Genomic DNA, 16,185 nt, shown 5'->3' with positions numbered 1-16,185 from the left:
CATTTCCCTTGAAATGCCCGGTCAGCGCGACCGCATCCCCATCACCGCCGCGCCGATGATCATCACCGTGGCCAGCGCAATGCTCCAGCTGAAGGGGCGGCCGCTCACCACCAGCAGCAGCGCGGTGGATGCCAGCGGTGTGATATAGCTCAGGATGCCGATGTGCCGTGCATCCCCGAGCTTGAGCGCCTTGTCCCACAGAAAGAACGAGGCCCCCAGCGGCCCCAGGCCCAGCACTGCCAGCAGTGCCCAGTCCCGCGGCTGCAGCGCCACGGCAGGCTCCAGCACGGCATGGCACAGCAGCGAGAGCGCGCCCGACACCAGGCCAAACAGACCGATGGCCGTGGTCGGAAAGGCGGCCGCGCGCTTGGTCAGCAGCGAATAGGTTGCCCAGATGAATGCCGCCGCCAGCGCGGGCAGGTAGCCCCAGGCCAGTGTGCCGCTCAGCTCGCGCCCGCCCACGATGGCAATCGCCGCACCGCCAAAACCCAGCAGCGCCGCCAGCACATGCGGCAGGCGCAGCGCCACGCCGGGCAGCACCACGGGCGCCAGCACCACGATGAACAGCGGCCACAGGTAGTTGACCAGGTTGGCCTCGACCGGCGGCGCGTGGCGCAGCGCGATGAACAGCAGGAAGTGGTAGGCAAACAGGCCATACACCCCCAGCGCCAGCGTGCGCGCAGGAATGCGCCACTGCGACGGGTCGCGCAGCACAAGCGGCCACGCGGGCACGCTGCCGATGATGAGCGCGATGCCCGTGAGCAGAAACGGTGGAACATGGGTGAGCGACACGCCCAGCGAGGCGAGCGAGGCCCACAGCGCGATGGCGCCCAGGGCATACAGATTGGCTTGCATGCACCGACTATAGGCGGTGCGAGGTGCTGCAATGCTTGGCGGCGCCGAGAGAATGCGAGCCCGGCGGGCTGCGTTCTGGTGCCGTGCTTACACGCCGGCGGCGTGCGCCTGCTGGTCCGCGTGGTAGCTGCTGCGCACCATGGCGCCCACGGCCGCGTGGCTGAAACCCATTTTGTAGGCCTCTTGCTCGAACATCTTGAAGGTGTCGGGGTGCACGTAGCGGCGCACGGGCAGGTGGCTGTTGCTGGGCGCCAGGTACTGGCCGATGGTCAGCATGTCGATGTCGTGCGCGCGCATGTCGCGCATCACCTGCAGGATCTCTTCGTCGGTTTCGCCCAAGCCCACCATGATGCCGCTCTTGGTCGGCACATGGGGGTGCAGGGCTTTGAACTTCTTGAGCAGGTTCAGGCTGAACTGGTAGTCGGAGCCCGGGCGGGCTTCCTTGTACAGGCGGGGCGCGGTCTCCAGGTTGTGGTTCATCACGTCGGGCGGTGCGGCCTTGAGGATTTCGAGCGCACGGTCGTCGCGGCCGCGGAAGTCTGGCGTGAGGATCTCGATCTGCGTGGCGGGCGAGAGCTCGCGGATGCGCTGGATGCACTCCACGAAGTGGCCGCTGCCGCCGTCGCGCAGGTCGTCGCGGTCCACGCTGGTGATGACCACATATTTGAGCTTGAGTGCGGCAATGGTCTTGGCCAGGTTCAAAGGCTCGTCCTTGTCCAGCGGGTCGGGGCGGCCGTGGCCCACGTCGCAGAACGGGCAGCGGCGCGTGCATTTGTCGCCCATGATCATGAAGGTGGCCGTGCCCTTGCCAAAGCACTCGCCGATGTTGGGGCACGAGGCCTCTTCGCACACGGTGTGCAGCTTGTGCTCGCGCAGGATCTCCTTGATCTCGTAGAAGCGCGTGGTCGGGCTGCCGGCTTTCACCCGGATCCACTCGGGCTTCTTGAGCACTTCACCCCGTTCCACCTTGATGGGAATGCGCGACAGCTTGGCTGCAGCCTTCTGCTTGGCCAGAGGGTTGTAGGCTTCGGTGGATTGTGCTTCGCGAACGACTTCAGGGGTGCTCATGGCGTGTGGACAGCGTGTGGAGGTCAGGGAGCGAGGCGAATGCTGAGCTGCTGGCCCAGCACCTGCGCGGCTTCTTCCCAGGTGGTGTGGACCCCGATTGTAGAAAGGTCGACGGTTTTCAATCCTGCGTAACCGCAAGGGTTGATGCGTTCATAGGGTTCCAGATCCATCGCCACATTGAGCGCCACGCCGTGGTAGGTGCAGTGCCGGCTGACCTTGATGCCCAGGGCGGCAATCTTGCCCAGGCCATCGAAGTCGGGCACGGGGGGGGCGTTGCCGGTGCGCTTTTGCGGACGCTGGGGCAGCAACGCATGGCTGTGCGGGTCATCCAGGCGCACATAGATCCCGGGGGCGCCGCCCACGCGGTGGCCCGTCACGCCAAAATGCGCCAGCGTGCGGATCACGGCCTCTTCCATGCGAAAGACGTATTCCTTGACAAAGTAGCCGGCGCGCTGCAGGTCGATCAGCGGATACGCCACCACCTGGCCTGGGCCATGGAAGGTGACCTGCCCGCCGCGATTGGTTGCCACCACCGGAATATCGCCCGGGTGGAGTATGTGATCGTTTTTTCCTGCAATACCTTGGGTGTAAAGCGGATCATGCTCGCAAATCCAGAGCAAATCGGGGTTCTCGGAGGTGCGGCAGGCGGTGTAGTCCTGCATGGCTTGCACGGTAGCGGTGTAATCGACCCGGCCCAGCCTGCGGATGTCGATGGCCATGCCTTACAGCACCACTTTGACCAGGGGGTGGGACGACAGGGCCCGATACAGGCCATCGAGCTGCTCGCGGCTGGTGGCGGTGATGGTGATGGTGACGCCGAGATAATTGCCGGCGCGGCTGTCGCGCAGTTCAATCGTGGCGGCGTCGAAGGTCGGGTCGAACTGGCGGGCCAGCTCGGTGACTGCATGCACGAAGCCGTCCACCTTGGCGCCCATGACCTTGATCGGAAACCTGGAGGGGTATTCAATCAGCGAGTCTTTGCGCGGATCGTTGGCCTGGCGGTCGATGCCGTTTGCGGGCGGTAGGGTGGAAGATGTCATGGTGCTGAGGATCGTGGTTTCTGCTGCGGATTCAATAGCTGGCAGCGCTTTGGCATTGTGCGCTACATGCCTCGCAAGGGCATAAGGATGGTTGGTCGAATTTGCGCCGGTTGGGCGCGCGCAAGGTGTGGCGAGTCCAGGCATGGTCGTTGGTGCATCACCACAACGGCGCGCACCCAGCATCGATCCTGGCCCCGGGATACAGGTTTTTTGTCTTGCCTCACGGGTTTTTACTTATAATTAGAGGCTTTGTAAATTTCTGGTCTTTAACGCGGGCGTCATTGAACAATGAAAACAATCGCGCCAGAGACTGAATCTGAGGCTGAAGCATCTGACTTCAAGCCCCTGACGGCCCAAGAGGCTGAACAGTGGCGCAGTCGCCATCCTCCCATTTCGGTGGGGAAGGTGGTGGCGGGTCAGGCGCTGGTTGGAATGCTGGTGGCCCTGGGGGCCTGGATTTTGACGGGCAGGGCGTCAGTGGGCTGGTCTGCGGCCTATGGTGCCTTGGCGGTGGTGGTTCCGGCTGCGCTGTTTGCCCGTGGTGTGTTTCGCCGCAAGGCGTCCGCCAATCCGCGGGCGGCCATGGTGGCGTTCTTTGGCTGGGAAATCGCCAAGATCGTGTTGACAGTGGCGCTGCTGGCAGCGGCCCCCCGGCTGGTGCCGGGATTGAGCTGGATTGCCTTGCTGGTGGGCATGGTGATCACAATGAAAACGTACTGGGTGGCACTTTGGGTGCGGCCCGGTGTCCGAAAAACCGATTGATAGAGAGAAGAGTTGTCCGATGGCCGCAGAAGCGCACGCTCCGACTGCAAGTGAATACATCGTTCACCACCTGCAGCATCTTCAAAACATCAACCAGACCAAGATTGTCGACTTCACCGTCTTCAACTATGACTCCATCATCGTGGGGTTGGTTCTGGGTGCTCTCACGCTTTTGATTCTCTGGTCGGCCGCCCGCAAGGCGACTTCCGGTGTTCCTGGTCGCTTTCAGGCGGCCGTGGAAATTCTGGTCGAGATGGTGGATAACCAGGCCAAGGCCAACATCCACAACGCCGAAAGCCGCAAGTTCATCGCGCCGCTGGGTCTGACGGTGTTCGTCTGGATCTTCCTGATGAACTTCATGGACATGCTGCCTGTGGATGCGCTGCCCGCCCTCTGGGCCCAAATCTACGGTGCGGCCGGTCACGATCCAAGCCATGCCTACCTGCGCGTCGTCCCGACCGCCGATCTGTCCACCACCCTTGGTCTTGCTTTTGCCGTGCTGGTCCTGCGCTTCTGGTACAGCGTGAAGGTCAAGGGCGCGGGCGGCTGGGCGCACGAACTGGTGTCCGCTCCGTTCGGTACCAGCAAGAATCCCATCTTCGCCCTGATCCTGGGCGTGGTGAACCTGCTCATGCAGATCATTGAATATGTGGCCAACACCGTCTCCCATGGCATGCGGTTGTTCGGCAACATGTACGCTGGCGAACTGGTGTTCATGCTGATTGCCCTGATGGGTGGTGCGGCTGCGCTGTCGCTGTCGGGTGTGCTGCTGCCTGTGGGCCACGTCATTGCTGGCACCATCTGGACGCTGTTCCACATTCTGGTGATCACCTTGCAGGCATTCATCTTCATGATGCTGGCACTGATCTACCTTGGTCAGGCGCACAACGCGCACTAAGTTTCCCTTTCGTTTTTCTTTCCCTTAACTTTTCTTTCTTAACTCAGGAGTCATCATGGAAAACATTCTCGGTCTCGTCGCTCTGGCTTGTGGTCTGATCGTTGGTCTGGGCGCTATCGGCGCGTCCATCGGCATCGCACTGATGGGCGGCAAGTTCCTCGAATCGTCGGCCCGTCAGCCCGAACTGATCAACGAACTGCAAACCAAGATGTTCATCTTGGCGGGTCTGATCGACGCGGCTTTCCTGATCGGCGTGGCTATCGCTCTGCTGTTCGCATTCGCCAACCCCTTCGCTTCGACGTTCTTGGCCAACCTGCCCAAGTAAGTCCCGTTCAACGCCACTCTAGAAAGGTGTTGCCGTGAGTATCAATGCGACCCTGTTCGTTCAGGCCATTGTCTTCCTGATCCTGGTGTGGTTCACGATGAAATTCGTGTGGCCACCGATCGCGAAGGCGCTGGATGAGCGAGCCCAGAAAATCGCCGATGGCCTCGCCGCTGCCGACCGTGCCAAATCCGAGCTAACCGCTGCCAACCAGCGTGTCGAGAAGGAGCTGTCGCAGGCGCGCAACGAAACGGCCTCGCGTCTTGCGGACGCCGACCGTCGTGCCCAGGCCATCGTGGAAGAGGCCAAGGCCCGCGCCACCGAGGAAGGCAACAAGATTGTTGCTGCTGCCCGCGCCGAAGCCGAGCAGCAAACGGTTCAAGCCCGCGAATCCCTGCGTGAGCAGGTGGCAGCACTGGCCGTCAAGGGTGCCGAGCAGATTCTCCGCAAGGAAGTCAATGCCGGTGTCCATGCCGATCTGCTCAACCGCCTCAAGACCGAGCTGTAAGGGGACATCATGGCTGAACTCGCCACCATTGCACGCCCTTACGCCGATGCCTTGTTCAAGGCTGCTACGGCGGGTGCGGGCGTCGATCTGGGCAGCACTGCTGCCTGGGTGGATGAACTGGCGGCGATTGCCGCCAACCCCCAGTTGCGCCAGCTGGCAGACAACCCCAAGGTGACGGCGAACCAGGTATTTGACGTCTTCACGGGTGTGGCGCGGTCTGCGCTGCCCGACATGGCGAAGAATTTCCTGCGCACGGTCATCGACAACGGGCGTCTCAATGCGCTCCCCGAAGTGGCTGCGCAGTTTCGCGCCCTCGTGAATCGCCGCAGCGGCTCTTCGGATGCCGTGGTGTACAGCGCCTTTCCCATGGATGGTGCGGCACTGGTTGAGGTCGGTGTTGCGCTGGAAAAGCGTTTCGGCCGCAAGCTCAATCTCACCGTGCAGCAGGATGAATCCCTGATCGGTGGCATTCGCGTAGTGGTGGGTGACGAGGTGCTGGACACTTCGGTCAAGGCCCGTCTTGAACAAATGAAAGCGGCCCTCACCGCATAACGCGGCGAGGTCTTCGCGAACCAAAGAAAGAAGGAAAGAGTCATGCAACTCAATCCCGCAGAAATTTCTGAACTCATCAAGAGCCGCATCGAAGGGCTGGCCGCCAGCAGCGACATCCGCAACCAGGGCACCGTGGTGTCCGTGTCTGACGGTATCGTGCGCGTCCATGGCCTGTCGGACGTGATGCAGGGCGAAATGCTGGAGTTCCCCGCCACCAAGGACGGGCAGCCCTCCTACGGTCTGGCCCTGAACCTCGAGCGCGACTCCGTCGGCGCCGTGATTCTGGGCGAGTACGAGCACATCTCCGAAGGCGACACCGTCAAATGCACGGGCCGCATTCTGGAAGTGCCGGTGGGTCCCGAGCTGGTCGGCCGTGTGGTGAACGCCCTGGGTCAGCCTATCGACGGCAAGGGTCCCATCCATGCCAAGCTCACCGACGTGATCGAAAAGGTCGCTCCGGGCGTGATCGCCCGTAAATCGGTGGACCAGCCCCTGCAGACCGGCCTGAAGTCGATCGACTCCATGGTGCCTGTGGGCCGAGGCCAGCGCGAGCTGATCATCGGTGACCGCCAGACCGGCAAGACGGCAGTGGCCATCGACGCCATCATTGCCCAGAAGGGCCAGGGCGTGACCTGTATCTACGTTGCCATCGGTCAGAAGGCTTCGTCGATCAAGAACGTGGTGCGCGCACTGGAACAAGCCGGTGCCATGGAATACACGATCGTGGTGGCCGCGTCGGCCTCCGAATCGGCTGCCATGCAGTACGTGTCGGCCTACTCGGGTTGCACGATGGGTGAATATTTCCGTGACCGTGGCGAAGATGCGCTGATCGTGTACGACGACCTGTCCAAGCAGGCCGTGGCTTACCGCCAGGTTTCGCTGCTGCTGCGCCGTCCACCAGGCCGTGAAGCCTACCCTGGCGACGTGTTCTATCTCCACAGCCGTCTGCTGGAGCGTGCTGCTCGCGTGAACGCCGACTATGTCGAAGCTTTCACCAAGGGCGCCGTGAAGGGCAAGACCGGTTCGCTGACCGCACTGCCGATCATCGAAACGCAAGCGGGTGACGTGTCCGCTTTCGTGCCTACCAACGTGATTTCGATCACCGACGGCCAGATCTTCCTGGAAACCAGCCTGTTCAACGCCGGTATCCGTCCCGCCATCAACGCCGGTATCTCGGTGTCGCGCGTGGGTGGTGCTGCCCAGACCAAGCTGGTAAAGAACCTGTCCGGCGGTATCCGTACCGACCTGGCCCAGTACCGTGAACTGGCCGCGTTTGCGCAGTTTGCTTCCGACCTGGACGAAGCCACCCGCAAGCAACTCGACCGCGGTGCCCGCGTGACCGAACTGCTCAAGCAGGCACAGTACAGCCCGCTGTCCATCTCGCTGATGGCCGCCACGCTGTTCGCTGTGAACAAGGGCTTCATGGACGACATCGATGTCAAGAAGGTTCTCGACTTCGAACACGGCCTGCACCAGTTCCTGAAGACCAGCTACGCCGCACTGCTGGCCAAGCTGGAACAGGCCAAGGCCATGGACAAGGACGCAGAAGCCGAATTGACCGCAGCGATCGCCGCGTTCAAGAAGTCGTTCGCTTAAACCGGACGAGGAGCCATCATGGCAGCAGGCAAGGAAATACGCGGCAAGATCAAATCGGTGGAAAACACCAAGAAGATCACCAAAGCCATGGAGATGGTGGCTGCATCCAAAATGCGCAAGGCGCAGGACCGGATGCGTGCCGCCCGTCCCTACAGCGAGAAGATCCGCAACATTGCAGCCAACCTCGGCCACGCCAACCCCGAATACGTGCATCCGTTCATGAAAGTGAACGATGCCAAGGTGGCGGGCATGATTGTGGTGACGACCGACAAGGGCCTGTGCGGCGGCATGAACACCAACGTGTTGCGTGCCGTGACGACCAAGTTGCGTGAGCTGCAGAGCGCTGGCGTGTCCACCGAGGCCGTGGCCATTGGCAACAAGGGTTTGGGTTTCCTGAACCGTGTCGGCGCCAAGGTGGTTTCGCATGCGACGGGTCTGGGCGACACGCCCCATCTGGACAAGCTGATTGGTCCGGTGAAGGTGCTGCTCGATGCTTATGCAGAAGGCAAGATCAACGCGGTGTACCTGAGCTACACCAAGTTCATCAACACCATGAAGCAGGAATCGGTGGTGGAGCAGTTGCTCCCCCTGTCGTCCGAGCAGATGCATGCCGAGAAGACGGAGCATGGCTGGGACTACATTTACGAGCCCGATGCGCAGAGCGTCATTGACGAGCTGCTGGTCCGTTATGTCGAGTCCCTGATCTACCAGGCGGTTGCGGAAAACATGGCGTCCGAGCAGTCGGCACGCATGGTGGCCATGAAGGCCGCCACCGACAACGCCGGCAGCGTCATTGGCGAGTTGAAGCTGGTCTACAACAAGACGCGCCAGGCAGCGATCACGAAAGAACTTTCGGAAATCGTGTCCGGCGCCGCTGCTGTGTAAGCAGCTCAACCAACATCTAAATTGGAGCGAAAAATGGCTCAAGTGCAAGGCAAGATTGTTCAATGTATCGGCGCTGTGGTGGACGTTGAGTTCCCCCGCGACCAGATGCCCAAGATTTACGACGCTCTGAAGCTCGAAGGTTCGTCCCTGACGCTGGAAGTGCAGCAGCAGCTGGGCGATGGCATCGTGCGTACCATTGCGCTCGGTTCTTCCGACGGTCTGCGCCGCGGCATCATGGTGACCAACACCGGCAACCCCATCACCGTGCCCGTGGGCAAGGCGACGCTGGGTCGCATCATGGACGTGCTGGGCGCGCCCATCGACGAACGGGGCCCTGTCAGCCAAGACCTGACCGCATCCATCCACCGCAAGGCCCCTGCGTACGACGAGCTGTCGCCTTCGCAAGAGCTGCTGGAAACCGGCATCAAGGTGATCGACCTGGTCTGCCCGTTCGCCAAGGGCGGCAAGGTGGGTCTGTTCGGCGGCGCCGGCGTGGGCAAGACCGTGAACATGATGGAACTCATCAACAACATCGCGAAGGCCCACTCGGGTTTGTCGGTGTTCGCTGGTGTGGGCGAGCGTACCCGCGAAGGGAACGACTTCTACCATGAAATGGCCGATTCCGGCGTGGTGAACCTGGAGAAGCTCGAAGAGTCCAAGGTTGCCATGGTGTACGGCCAGATGAACGAGCCCCCAGGCAACCGTCTGCGCGTGGCCCTGACCGGTCTGACCATCGCGGAATCCTTCCGTGACGAAGGCCGTGACGTGCTGTTCTTCGTGGACAACATCTACCGCTACACGCTGGCCGGTACCGAAGTGTCCGCTCTGCTGGGTCGTATGCCTTCCGCCGTGGGCTACCAGCCTACGCTGGCCGAAGAAATGGGCCGCCTGCAAGAGCGTATTACGTCCACCAAGGTCGGTTCGATCACCTCCATCCAGGCCGTTTACGTGCCAGCCGATGACTTGACCGACCCCTCGCCAGCCACAACGTTTGCCCACCTGGACTCCACCGTGGTGCTGTCGCGCGACATCGCTTCGCTGGGTATCTACCCCGCCGTGGACCCGCTGGACTCCACCAGCCGCCAGCTGGACCCGAACGTCGTGGGTGAAGACCACTACACCACGGCGCGCGCCGTGCAGGGCACGCTGCAGCGCTACAAGGAACTGCGCGACATCATCGCCATTCTGGGCATGGACGAACTGGCGCCTGAAGACAAGCTGGCCGTGGCCCGTGCGCGCAAGATCCAGCGTTTCCTGTCGCAGCCTTTCCACGTGGCCGAAGTGTTCACGGGTTCGCCTGGCAAGTACGTTCCGCTGTCGGAAACCATCCGTGGTTTCAAGATGATCGTGAATGGCGAGTGTGATCACCTGCCAGAGCAGGCGTTCTACATGGTCGGCACCATTGACGAAGCCTTCGAAAAGGCCAAGAAGGTGGCCTGATTGCGCAATGGCTGACCGGTTCCGGCCGGCCAGCCTTTCGCCAATCCTGCCAACCCTCTTTTCCCAGGAGCAATGATGAACACCATCCACGTCGATGTGGTCAGTGCCGAAGAGTCCATCTTCTCCGGTGAAGCGCGCTTTATTGCGCTGCCCGGCGAAGCGGGCGAACTGGGTGTGTACCCACGCCACACTCCGCTGATCACGCGCATCAAGCCCGGCTCGGTGCGCATTGAAATGGCCGATGGCAGCGAAGAGTTTGTTTTCGTGGCCGGCGGCATTCTGGAAGTTCAGCCCGACTGCGTGACCGTGTTGTCCGACACCGCCATCCGTGGCAAGGATCTGGACGACGAGAAGGCCAATGCTGCCAAGGCTGCTGCAGAAGAAGCCCTGAAAAACGCCAAGAGCGAGATCGATCTGGCCAAGGCGCAATCCGAACTGGCCGTCATGGCCGCGCAGATCGCCGCCTTGCGCAAGTTCCGCCAGAAGCGGTGAGTTGACCTTTCGGTTGATCGCCCATGAAAAAACCCGGCTTGGCCGGGTTTTTTCATGGGCACTTTGCAATCCACGGCAAAGCATGCCGTGATGCACCCAGGTCACTGGATATGCGGTTCGTCGGGCAATTCGTTGGGGCGATCCCTGCTGGCGCGGATGGGGAAATGGCGGCACAGCAGTGCTGTCACCTCGTCCACGGCCTGATCCAGACCCTGTTCGAAATGGCCCGCGCGGAAGGCGGATGACATGCGGGCAACCATCTGCTGCCACTCGCTGCTGGCGACATGCGCGCGCAGCCCCCGATCGGCCACGATGTCGATCGAGTGTTCCGCCAGCAGGAGGTAGATGAGCACACCGTTGTTGTGCTCGGTATCCCACACACGCAGCTTGCTGAACATCATCAGTGCGCGCTCACGAACGGGTGCCTGGCGCAGCAGATAGCTCCAGGGCAGGCCGCCTTCGGCGCAGATGCGGATCTGACCGGTATGCCGCCGTTCGCTGGCCGCGATGCGGGCAGTCAGGCGCTGCAGGGCGCTTTCCGGCAGCGCGCGGCGTACGAACGGATCATTCCAACGGTGCCGCAACAGGCGGGCAAGGGCGCCAATCCAGGAAAAAGGTCCAGCCATGTTCACCAGTCTCCCGAGGCGCCACCGCCCCCAAAATCGCCACCACCGCCCGAGCTGAAACCACCGCCACCGCGGGAAGATCCGCCGCTCCAGCCACCACCGCCACCGGTGCCTCCACCCCAGCCGCCGCCACGCCCGTGCCCGGACATGGCACGGGAGGAGGCGCTGAGCAACGTGTAGACCAGCGCGGCCAGGCCTGCCAGGCCGGCCAGCAGCACACTGGCCGTGGCCACATAAGCCACGACCCCCGCCAAGGCCCCGGTCAGCACCGTGCCCACGGCATTGCCGAGCAGGGCGCGAACCACGGGGCCAACCACCGTGACGCCCAGAAACAGGAAGATGGCCCATTCACCCCAGTCGATGGCGTCGTTCTGGGCTGACGTGCGCGCCGGCGATGGCGGTTCGGGCAGGCCTTCGTTGGCGATGCGGGCGGCAATCAGCGTGACAGCGGCTTGCAGGCCGCCGGCAAAATCGCCTTCGCGAAAGCGCGGCTTCATGGCGGTGTCGATGATGCGGGCCGCGGCGATGTCAGGAATGGCCCCTTCCAGCGTCTTGGCGATCTCCAGCCGCATCTTGCGGTCGTCTTTGGCCACGAGCACCAGCACGCCATCACCGACCGCGCGGCGGCCGATTTTCCAGTCGTTGGCGACGCGGTTGGCATAGCTGGCGATGTCTTCGGGGGCCGTGGTGGCCACCATCAGCACCACCACCTGCGCGCCTCTGGATTGTTCGAGGGCTGCCAGTTGCTGCTCCAGCGCCTGCAGCTGGCCAGGGTTCAGGGTGCCGGTCTGGTCCAGCGCGCGGGCGGTGAGTGCCGGAACAGGTTGCAGCGTGTCGGCGCGGGCATCGCTCCAGTCAATCGCTATAAATAATATAGCTAATAGCGCAATGCGGATAAGCGCTAAAGGCATAAATTATCACATATCAGGGTTTGGATGCCGAAAAATCCACCGCGGGGGGCGTCGTGATCTGCGCCTCGTTCTGTACACTGAAAACAGGTTTGGGGGCGTAGCTGAACGCCATGGCGGTCAGGTTGGTGGGGAAGCTGCGCGCCAGCACGTTGTATTCCTGCACCGTCTGAATGTATCGGTTGCGGGCTACGGTAATGCGGTTTTCCGTGCCTTCCAGCGTCACGCGCAAATCCCGAAAACCCTGGTTGGCCTGGAGGGTAGGGTAACGCTCGGCCACCACCATCAGCCGTGACAGTGCACCCGATAGCTCTCCCTGCGCGGCCTGAAATTTGGCGAAAGCGGCGGGATCATTGAGGGTTGCCGGCGTCACCTGGATGGAGGTGGCCTTGGCGCGGGCCTCGATCACCTTGGTCAGCGTATCCTGCTCGAAGCTGGCTTCACCCTTCACCGTGGCGACGATGTTGGGCACCAGATCGGCGCGGCGCTGGTACTGGTTGAGCACCTCGCTCCAGGCGGCCTTGGACTGTTCATCCAGGCGCTGAAAATCGTTGTAGCCGCAGCCTGTCAAGAGCAGTGCAGCCGTGAGAAGGGCAAAAAGACGTTTCATGGTGGCGGGCCTGTGTCTGAAGAAGCGGGATTGCAAAGAGCCAAGTGCCTTCGAATTCTGCCGCAAGGCGGGCGTGGCCCCAAGACCCGGGCAGCGCTGGCGCCGTCCGGGACAACGCACAATACCAGTCTTGCGACCGCCACCCCAACCCATGACCCGTGCAGACAGCGATGCCGCTACCCAGTGTGCCCCTGCAGTCCCCTTTGAAGCGGCGACTTGCCAGGCGCGTCAGCAATGGGTAGTCGGAATGGCTTGTGCAGGGAGAAAAAATGCCTGAAAAACCTGCTGAATGTGCCCAGGAATCCCTGAACTATGCGGCACCACGCTGGTTGCCCGGAGGGCAGCTGCAGACGATCTGGCCGGCGCTGTATTCGCGGCGTGTGGCGGGGGCGCCGCTGCCTTACCGGCGCGAGCGCTGGACGACGCCCGACGCAGATTTTGTGGACGTAGACTACCTCGCAGACGGCGTGCCGCCGGGCATGCAGCGGCCGTTGCTGGTGGTCTTCCATGGCCTGGAGGGTTCTTCCCGCAGCCACTACGGCGAGGCTTTTGCCGATGTGGCCCGCGAACGCGGCTGGGCCTGTGCGCTGCCCCATTTTCGCGGCTGCAGCGGTGAAATCAACCGAGCGCCCCGGGCCTACCATTCGGGTGATTACGAAGAGATGGGCTGGATTCTGCAGCGCCTGCGTTCGGCCCACCGTGGGCCGCTGCTGGCGGTGGGTGTCTCGCTGGGCGGCAACGCACTGTTGCGGTGGGCAGCAGAGGCCGGAGCGCAGGCAGGGCGCTGTGCTGATGCCGTGGCAGCGGTGTGCTCGCCGCTGGATCTGGCGGCCGGGGGCAGGGCGATTGGTCGGGGGTTCAATCGGCAGGTGTACACACGCATGTTCATGCGTACGCTCATTCCCAAAGCCCTGCAAAAGCTGGCGCAGCATCCGGGTCTGTTTGACCGTGATACGCTGCTGCGGGCGCGTGATCTGTATGCGTTCGACAACGTGTTCACCGCGCCCTTGCATGGCTTCAGAAACACAGAGGACTACTGGTGTCGCGCCTCTGCCAAGCCCTTGCTCCACCGCATCCGCATCCCCGCGCTGGCGGTCAATGCCCGCAATGATCCCTTTGTGCCGGCAGCAAGCTTGCCGACCGCCAGCGAGGTGGGGCCGTATGTCCGTTTGTGGCAGCCGCTGCACGGCGGGCATGTGGGTTTTGCACAGGGCTGCCTGCCAGGGCATGTGCGTGCCATGCCGCAAGCGGTGGCGATGTGGCTGCACCAGCACGCCCATGGATCGCCGGACGCAGGCGTGGCGCTGAACGGAGCACAATCGGCCCATGGATGACATCGTCAAACAGGCCCTTGCCAAGTGGCCCAATGTGCCCGCTTGCTACGGCTGGCTAGGTCTTGATGCGCGCGGGCGGTGGTACCTGCGTGACGATGCCGTGCAGGCGGCAGGGCCTTTCCCCCAGAGTCGGGGCTCCTTGCTGCAGCACGAAAAACTCATCGACTTCATTGAGCGCAACTACGAGCAGGACGCCCAGGGGCAGTGGTTTTTTCAGAATGGTCCACAGCGGGTATACGTTGAGCTGGAATGCGCGCCCTGGGTGTGGCGGGTCGAACCAGACTTTTCGCTACGAACCCACACGGGCGCCAAAGCCGTTGCGTTGGACTGTTTGCAGGATGAGTTCGGTCGGATTTTTTTGACCTCTGCCATCGGAGTGGGCCTGGTTCACACCCTGGACATGGGGTTGGTGGCGGACGCCGTGGACCAGGGGATCTGGTCGCCGCAAGCGGCGCTCAATAGCGAACTGCCGGGCCGGTACGGTTTTGTGTTGAGTCCCAAGGCGCACAGTTCGCAGCGCTGACGCGTCCGTCTGGGTGGGGGTGCCGCCCATTGCGGACACAAAAAAGCCGACCCCACGGGTCGGCTCAGGTCCAGGAGCTGGGATTACTTGGCCGCAGCAGCCATGTAATCCACGGCAGCACGCAGGTCTGCATCCGATGCCTGGGTGCCGCCGCGTGCTGGCATACCGCCCTTGCCCTGCACGGCATTGGCATACACCGCATCCATGCCAGCAGCCAGGCGAGGAGTCCAGGCGGTTTTGTCTCCAAACTTGGGTGCGCCTGCGATGCCGGCACCATGGCACACCTGGCAAGCCTGCTTGTACAGATTCTCGCCATTGGCCGATGCCGTGGTGGTTGCGGCTGCCGCCGGTGCCGCGGCAGCGGCTGGAGCTGCGGGAGCCGCAGGAGCACCTGCGGCCGCTGGTACTGCAAAGGTGGCGCCAGCAGCATTCGCCATGTAGACCACCGCACGGGCTATCTCGGTGTCATTGAACTCGCCACCACCCTGTGGTGCCATGGCATTCTTGCCCTTGAGTGCGGACTGAACCAGTGCGTCCAGGCCCGTCTTGATGCGTGGGCCCCAGGCGGCAGCATCCCCGAGCTTGGGAGCGCCTGCTGCGCCCGTGGCGTGACAGGCGGCGCATTGGCCCTTGAAGACATCCTCACCACCGCGCAGTGGGCGGTTGGCGTCGCGGATTTCCACCAATCCCACCTTCTGGATGCGCTCGGCAATGGCTTTTTCGGGATTGGCCGAGCCCGCCGCCGTCTTGTTGTCGGAAGTGACATACAGGACGAGGCCAATGATGGCGAAGATAGGAATCACAAACGAGAAAATGACCGCGACCAGCAGCTGCTTGGGGTTTTTGATCGGGCCGGTATGCGCTTCTTCGTGATGGTTGTTATCGCTCATGACGTCCTCAGTGTATCGGGGGCTTGATGAAATCAACCTTCGATTATAGATGTGATGATGTATTGCCAGTGCAGACTGCGACGCCTTCGATGGAGGTGCATAGACTCCGGGTGGCACAAGCGAGCTCACAGGCCCGCGACAGAGGAGCCGCAGGCGCGACGATGTGTCGGCGCCTCTGGCCTCTTGTTGTTGCGATTGGGTGCGCGCAGCGCATGATTCCGCAATGGATTTGTGGGTGTTCGAGTGCTTGCTCGTGCAATAATCGCAGGATTGGTTCAGTGCATCTCATGCGGCTGTAGCTCAGTGGATAGAGTATTGGCCTCCGAAGCCAAGGGTCGTGGGTTCGATCCCCGCCAGCCGCACCAAAATCAATGACTTACGTGGGTTTTTCATGGCCCAGGCAGTGGTCAAGCAATCTTTCCAATCCTGAAAATTGCCCCTTCTGCGGGCTGTCCAGCCATAGAGGCCTATGGTCGTGGCCTGCATTCGCAGGACTTCATGGCCCATCTGTGGCCCACGCGTGGCCCACTGCCAGCGCGGAGTTGGCCGCTTTGAGGGTTTTTTGACTATTGGCCCGTTGGCCCACGGTAGTCGCTCTCATTTAACGCGTGAGTTGGCCTCACGGGACACGGATGGTTTCGGACGGATTGGGCCCTCTGTCCCCACGTCATGCTCCGGAGAGTTCTTGCAAATGAGCAAACGCTGCCTGTTTGTTCTCCGAGCTAGAACCGCACAGGGCATCAGATGGCAAATCGAAGGAGGGGAATTGCATGTAGCGTCAATGGCGGTATTGCAGCGATGACCTTGCCCCTGCTTGGTGGAGTTCTTAACCCACAAGTCACGCGGCCTTTTTGCGCTGTGCCTCGTACCAGCGTT

The 16,185-nt window shown here is 62.2% G+C and carries 19 protein-coding genes and 1 tRNA gene; 12 read left to right on the top strand and 8 right to left on the bottom strand.

All coding sequences use genetic code 11. From position 1 onward, the window contains the following. Positions 1-21: 21 nt before the first annotated feature. The 4 genes from AC1Q5S_RS20750 to AC1Q5S_RS20735 all read right to left on the bottom strand — a co-directional run bounded on the left by AC1Q5S_RS20750 (position 22) and on the right by AC1Q5S_RS20735 (position 2,963). Positions 22-855, bottom strand: a complete 834-nt coding sequence (locus AC1Q5S_RS20750; protein ID WP_303834369.1) for a DMT family transporter — start codon at positions 853-855, stop codon at positions 22-24. 87 nt (positions 856-942) lie between these two features. Next, positions 943-1,923 (bottom strand): lipoyl synthase, encoded by a 981-nt coding sequence (gene lipA, locus AC1Q5S_RS20745; protein ID WP_492239349.1) that lies wholly within the window; start codon positions 1,921-1,923, stop codon positions 943-945. A 23-nt stretch (positions 1,924-1,946) separates the two neighbouring features. Then, the gene (gene lipB / locus AC1Q5S_RS20740) at positions 1,947-2,642 is read right to left on the bottom strand and encodes a lipoyl(octanoyl) transferase LipB (RefSeq protein ID WP_303834374.1); all 696 of its coding nucleotides are present in this window, start codon (positions 2,640-2,642) and stop codon (positions 1,947-1,949) included. A 3-nt stretch (positions 2,643-2,645) separates the two neighbouring features. After that, complete coding sequence (locus AC1Q5S_RS20735; RefSeq protein ID WP_303834376.1) at positions 2,646-2,963, bottom strand: YbeD family protein; 318 nt, start codon at positions 2,961-2,963, stop codon at positions 2,646-2,648. A gap of 288 nt (positions 2,964-3,251) precedes the next feature. Between AC1Q5S_RS20735 and AC1Q5S_RS20730 the strand changes: the two genes are divergently transcribed. The 9 genes from AC1Q5S_RS20730 to AC1Q5S_RS20690 all read left to right on the top strand — a co-directional run bounded on the left by AC1Q5S_RS20730 (position 3,252) and on the right by AC1Q5S_RS20690 (position 10,418). Continuing rightward, positions 3,252-3,725 (top strand): ATP synthase subunit I, encoded by a 474-nt coding sequence (locus tag AC1Q5S_RS20730; protein ID WP_303834378.1) that lies wholly within the window; start codon positions 3,252-3,254, stop codon positions 3,723-3,725. 19 nt (positions 3,726-3,744) lie between these two features. Further along, positions 3,745-4,623: a F0F1 ATP synthase subunit A gene (atpB, locus tag AC1Q5S_RS20725; RefSeq protein WP_092699395.1), complete on the top strand. Its 879-nt coding sequence runs from the start codon at positions 3,745-3,747 to the stop codon at positions 4,621-4,623. Between the two features lie 55 nt (positions 4,624-4,678). Then, on the top strand, positions 4,679-4,948 hold the full coding sequence (gene atpE / locus AC1Q5S_RS20720; protein WP_007847749.1) for a F0F1 ATP synthase subunit C: 270 nt from the start codon (positions 4,679-4,681) through the stop codon (positions 4,946-4,948). 34 nt (positions 4,949-4,982) lie between these two features. Beyond that, a complete protein-coding gene (locus AC1Q5S_RS20715; RefSeq protein ID WP_024813794.1) occupies positions 4,983-5,453 on the top strand; it encodes a F0F1 ATP synthase subunit B in 471 nt (156 codons plus the stop codon). A gap of 9 nt (positions 5,454-5,462) precedes the next feature. Further along, positions 5,463-6,005 carry a F0F1 ATP synthase subunit delta gene (locus tag AC1Q5S_RS20710; RefSeq protein WP_303834390.1) on the top strand — a complete coding sequence of 181 codons (543 nt, stop codon included), beginning with the start codon at positions 5,463-5,465 and terminating at the stop codon, positions 6,003-6,005. A gap of 42 nt (positions 6,006-6,047) precedes the next feature. Further along, complete coding sequence (gene atpA, locus AC1Q5S_RS20705) at positions 6,048-7,601, top strand: F0F1 ATP synthase subunit alpha (protein ID WP_303834392.1); 1,554 nt, start codon at positions 6,048-6,050, stop codon at positions 7,599-7,601. Between the two features lie 18 nt (positions 7,602-7,619). Further along, positions 7,620-8,486, top strand: a complete 867-nt coding sequence (gene atpG, locus AC1Q5S_RS20700) for a F0F1 ATP synthase subunit gamma (RefSeq protein WP_092699389.1) — start codon at positions 7,620-7,622, stop codon at positions 8,484-8,486. Positions 8,487-8,519: 33 nt separating this feature from the next. Continuing rightward, positions 8,520-9,926 (top strand): F0F1 ATP synthase subunit beta, encoded by a 1,407-nt coding sequence (gene atpD / locus AC1Q5S_RS20695; RefSeq protein ID WP_303834395.1) that lies wholly within the window; start codon positions 8,520-8,522, stop codon positions 9,924-9,926. 75 nt (positions 9,927-10,001) lie between these two features. Next, the gene (locus AC1Q5S_RS20690; RefSeq protein WP_092699425.1) at positions 10,002-10,418 is read left to right on the top strand and encodes a F0F1 ATP synthase subunit epsilon; all 417 of its coding nucleotides are present in this window, start codon (positions 10,002-10,004) and stop codon (positions 10,416-10,418) included. Positions 10,419-10,519: 101 nt separating this feature from the next. Here the strand turns inward: AC1Q5S_RS20690 and AC1Q5S_RS20685 are convergent, their stop codons facing one another. The 3 genes from AC1Q5S_RS20685 to AC1Q5S_RS20675 are packed head-to-tail and all read right to left on the bottom strand — an operon-like array spanning position 10,520 to position 12,562. Beyond that, positions 10,520-11,044 (bottom strand): TPM domain-containing protein, encoded by a 525-nt coding sequence (locus tag AC1Q5S_RS20685; RefSeq protein ID WP_303834398.1) that lies wholly within the window; start codon positions 11,042-11,044, stop codon positions 10,520-10,522. Between the two features lie 2 nt (positions 11,045-11,046). Then, a complete protein-coding gene (locus AC1Q5S_RS20680) occupies positions 11,047-11,955 on the bottom strand; it encodes a TPM domain-containing protein (protein ID WP_303834400.1) in 909 nt (302 codons plus the stop codon). A 13-nt stretch (positions 11,956-11,968) separates the two neighbouring features. Beyond that, positions 11,969-12,562, bottom strand: coding sequence for a LemA family protein (locus AC1Q5S_RS20675; protein WP_092699381.1), 594 nt, complete (start codon positions 12,560-12,562; stop codon positions 11,969-11,971). Positions 12,563-12,831: 269 nt separating this feature from the next. Here AC1Q5S_RS20675 and AC1Q5S_RS20670 point away from each other — a divergent pair, with 269 nt between their 5' ends. Together AC1Q5S_RS20670 and AC1Q5S_RS20665 are read left to right on the top strand one after the other, a co-directional pair. Next, positions 12,832-13,896, top strand: coding sequence for a YheT family hydrolase (locus tag AC1Q5S_RS20670; RefSeq protein WP_303834402.1), 1,065 nt, complete (start codon positions 12,832-12,834; stop codon positions 13,894-13,896). After that, a complete protein-coding gene (locus AC1Q5S_RS20665) occupies positions 13,889-14,419 on the top strand; it encodes a DUF2946 family protein (protein ID WP_303834403.1) in 531 nt (176 codons plus the stop codon). Before AC1Q5S_RS20670 ends, AC1Q5S_RS20665 begins: the two co-directional genes overlap by 8 nt. Before the next feature lie 83 nt (positions 14,420-14,502). Here the strand turns inward: AC1Q5S_RS20665 and AC1Q5S_RS20660 are convergent, their stop codons facing one another. Next, positions 14,503-15,309, bottom strand: coding sequence for a c-type cytochrome (locus tag AC1Q5S_RS20660; protein ID WP_492239348.1), 807 nt, complete (start codon positions 15,307-15,309; stop codon positions 14,503-14,505). Positions 15,310-15,598: 289 nt separating this feature from the next. On the opposite strand from AC1Q5S_RS20660, the gene AC1Q5S_RS20655 reads away from it, so the two are divergent. Beyond that, positions 15,599-15,674, top strand: a tRNA-Arg gene (locus tag AC1Q5S_RS20655). Positions 15,675-16,185: the final 511 nt, after the last annotated feature.

This window comes from Acidovorax sp. GW835-FHT14B10 (assembly GCF_058793725.1).
This window is presented reverse-complemented; position numbering and strand designations above follow the sequence as displayed.

Bases quoted from the DNA above. Each gene is read 5' to 3' on its own strand.
- AC1Q5S_RS20750 (WP_303834369.1), bottom strand. From the start codon at position 855: ATGCAAGCCAATCTGTATGCCCTGGGCGCCATCGCGCTGTGGGCCTCG.
- lipA (WP_492239349.1), bottom strand. From the start codon at position 1,923: ATGAGCACCCCTGAAGTCGTTCGCGAAGCACAATCCACCGAAGCCTAC.
- lipB (WP_303834374.1), bottom strand. From the start codon at position 2,642: ATGGCCATCGACATCCGCAGGCTGGGCCGGGTCGATTACACCGCTACC.
- AC1Q5S_RS20735 (WP_303834376.1), bottom strand. From the start codon at position 2,963: ATGACATCTTCCACCCTACCGCCCGCAAACGGCATCGACCGCCAGGCC.
- AC1Q5S_RS20730 (WP_303834378.1), top strand. From the start codon at position 3,252: ATGAAAACAATCGCGCCAGAGACTGAATCTGAGGCTGAAGCATCTGAC.
- atpB (WP_092699395.1), top strand. From the start codon at position 3,745: ATGGCCGCAGAAGCGCACGCTCCGACTGCAAGTGAATACATCGTTCAC.
- atpE (WP_007847749.1), top strand. From the start codon at position 4,679: ATGGAAAACATTCTCGGTCTCGTCGCTCTGGCTTGTGGTCTGATCGTT.
- AC1Q5S_RS20710 (WP_303834390.1), top strand. From the start codon at position 5,463: ATGGCTGAACTCGCCACCATTGCACGCCCTTACGCCGATGCCTTGTTC.
- atpA (WP_303834392.1), top strand. From the start codon at position 6,048: ATGCAACTCAATCCCGCAGAAATTTCTGAACTCATCAAGAGCCGCATC.
- atpG (WP_092699389.1), top strand. From the start codon at position 7,620: ATGGCAGCAGGCAAGGAAATACGCGGCAAGATCAAATCGGTGGAAAAC.
- atpD (WP_303834395.1), top strand. From the start codon at position 8,520: ATGGCTCAAGTGCAAGGCAAGATTGTTCAATGTATCGGCGCTGTGGTG.
- AC1Q5S_RS20690 (WP_092699425.1), top strand. From the start codon at position 10,002: ATGAACACCATCCACGTCGATGTGGTCAGTGCCGAAGAGTCCATCTTC.
- AC1Q5S_RS20685 (WP_303834398.1), bottom strand. From the start codon at position 11,044: ATGGCTGGACCTTTTTCCTGGATTGGCGCCCTTGCCCGCCTGTTGCGG.
- AC1Q5S_RS20680 (WP_303834400.1), bottom strand. From the start codon at position 11,955: ATGCCTTTAGCGCTTATCCGCATTGCGCTATTAGCTATATTATTTATA.
- AC1Q5S_RS20675 (WP_092699381.1), bottom strand. From the start codon at position 12,562: ATGAAACGTCTTTTTGCCCTTCTCACGGCTGCACTGCTCTTGACAGGC.
- AC1Q5S_RS20670 (WP_303834402.1), top strand. From the start codon at position 12,832: ATGCCTGAAAAACCTGCTGAATGTGCCCAGGAATCCCTGAACTATGCG.
- AC1Q5S_RS20665 (WP_303834403.1), top strand. From the start codon at position 13,889: ATGGATGACATCGTCAAACAGGCCCTTGCCAAGTGGCCCAATGTGCCC.
- AC1Q5S_RS20660 (WP_492239348.1), bottom strand. From the start codon at position 15,309: ATGAGCGATAACAACCATCACGAAGAAGCGCATACCGGCCCGATCAAA.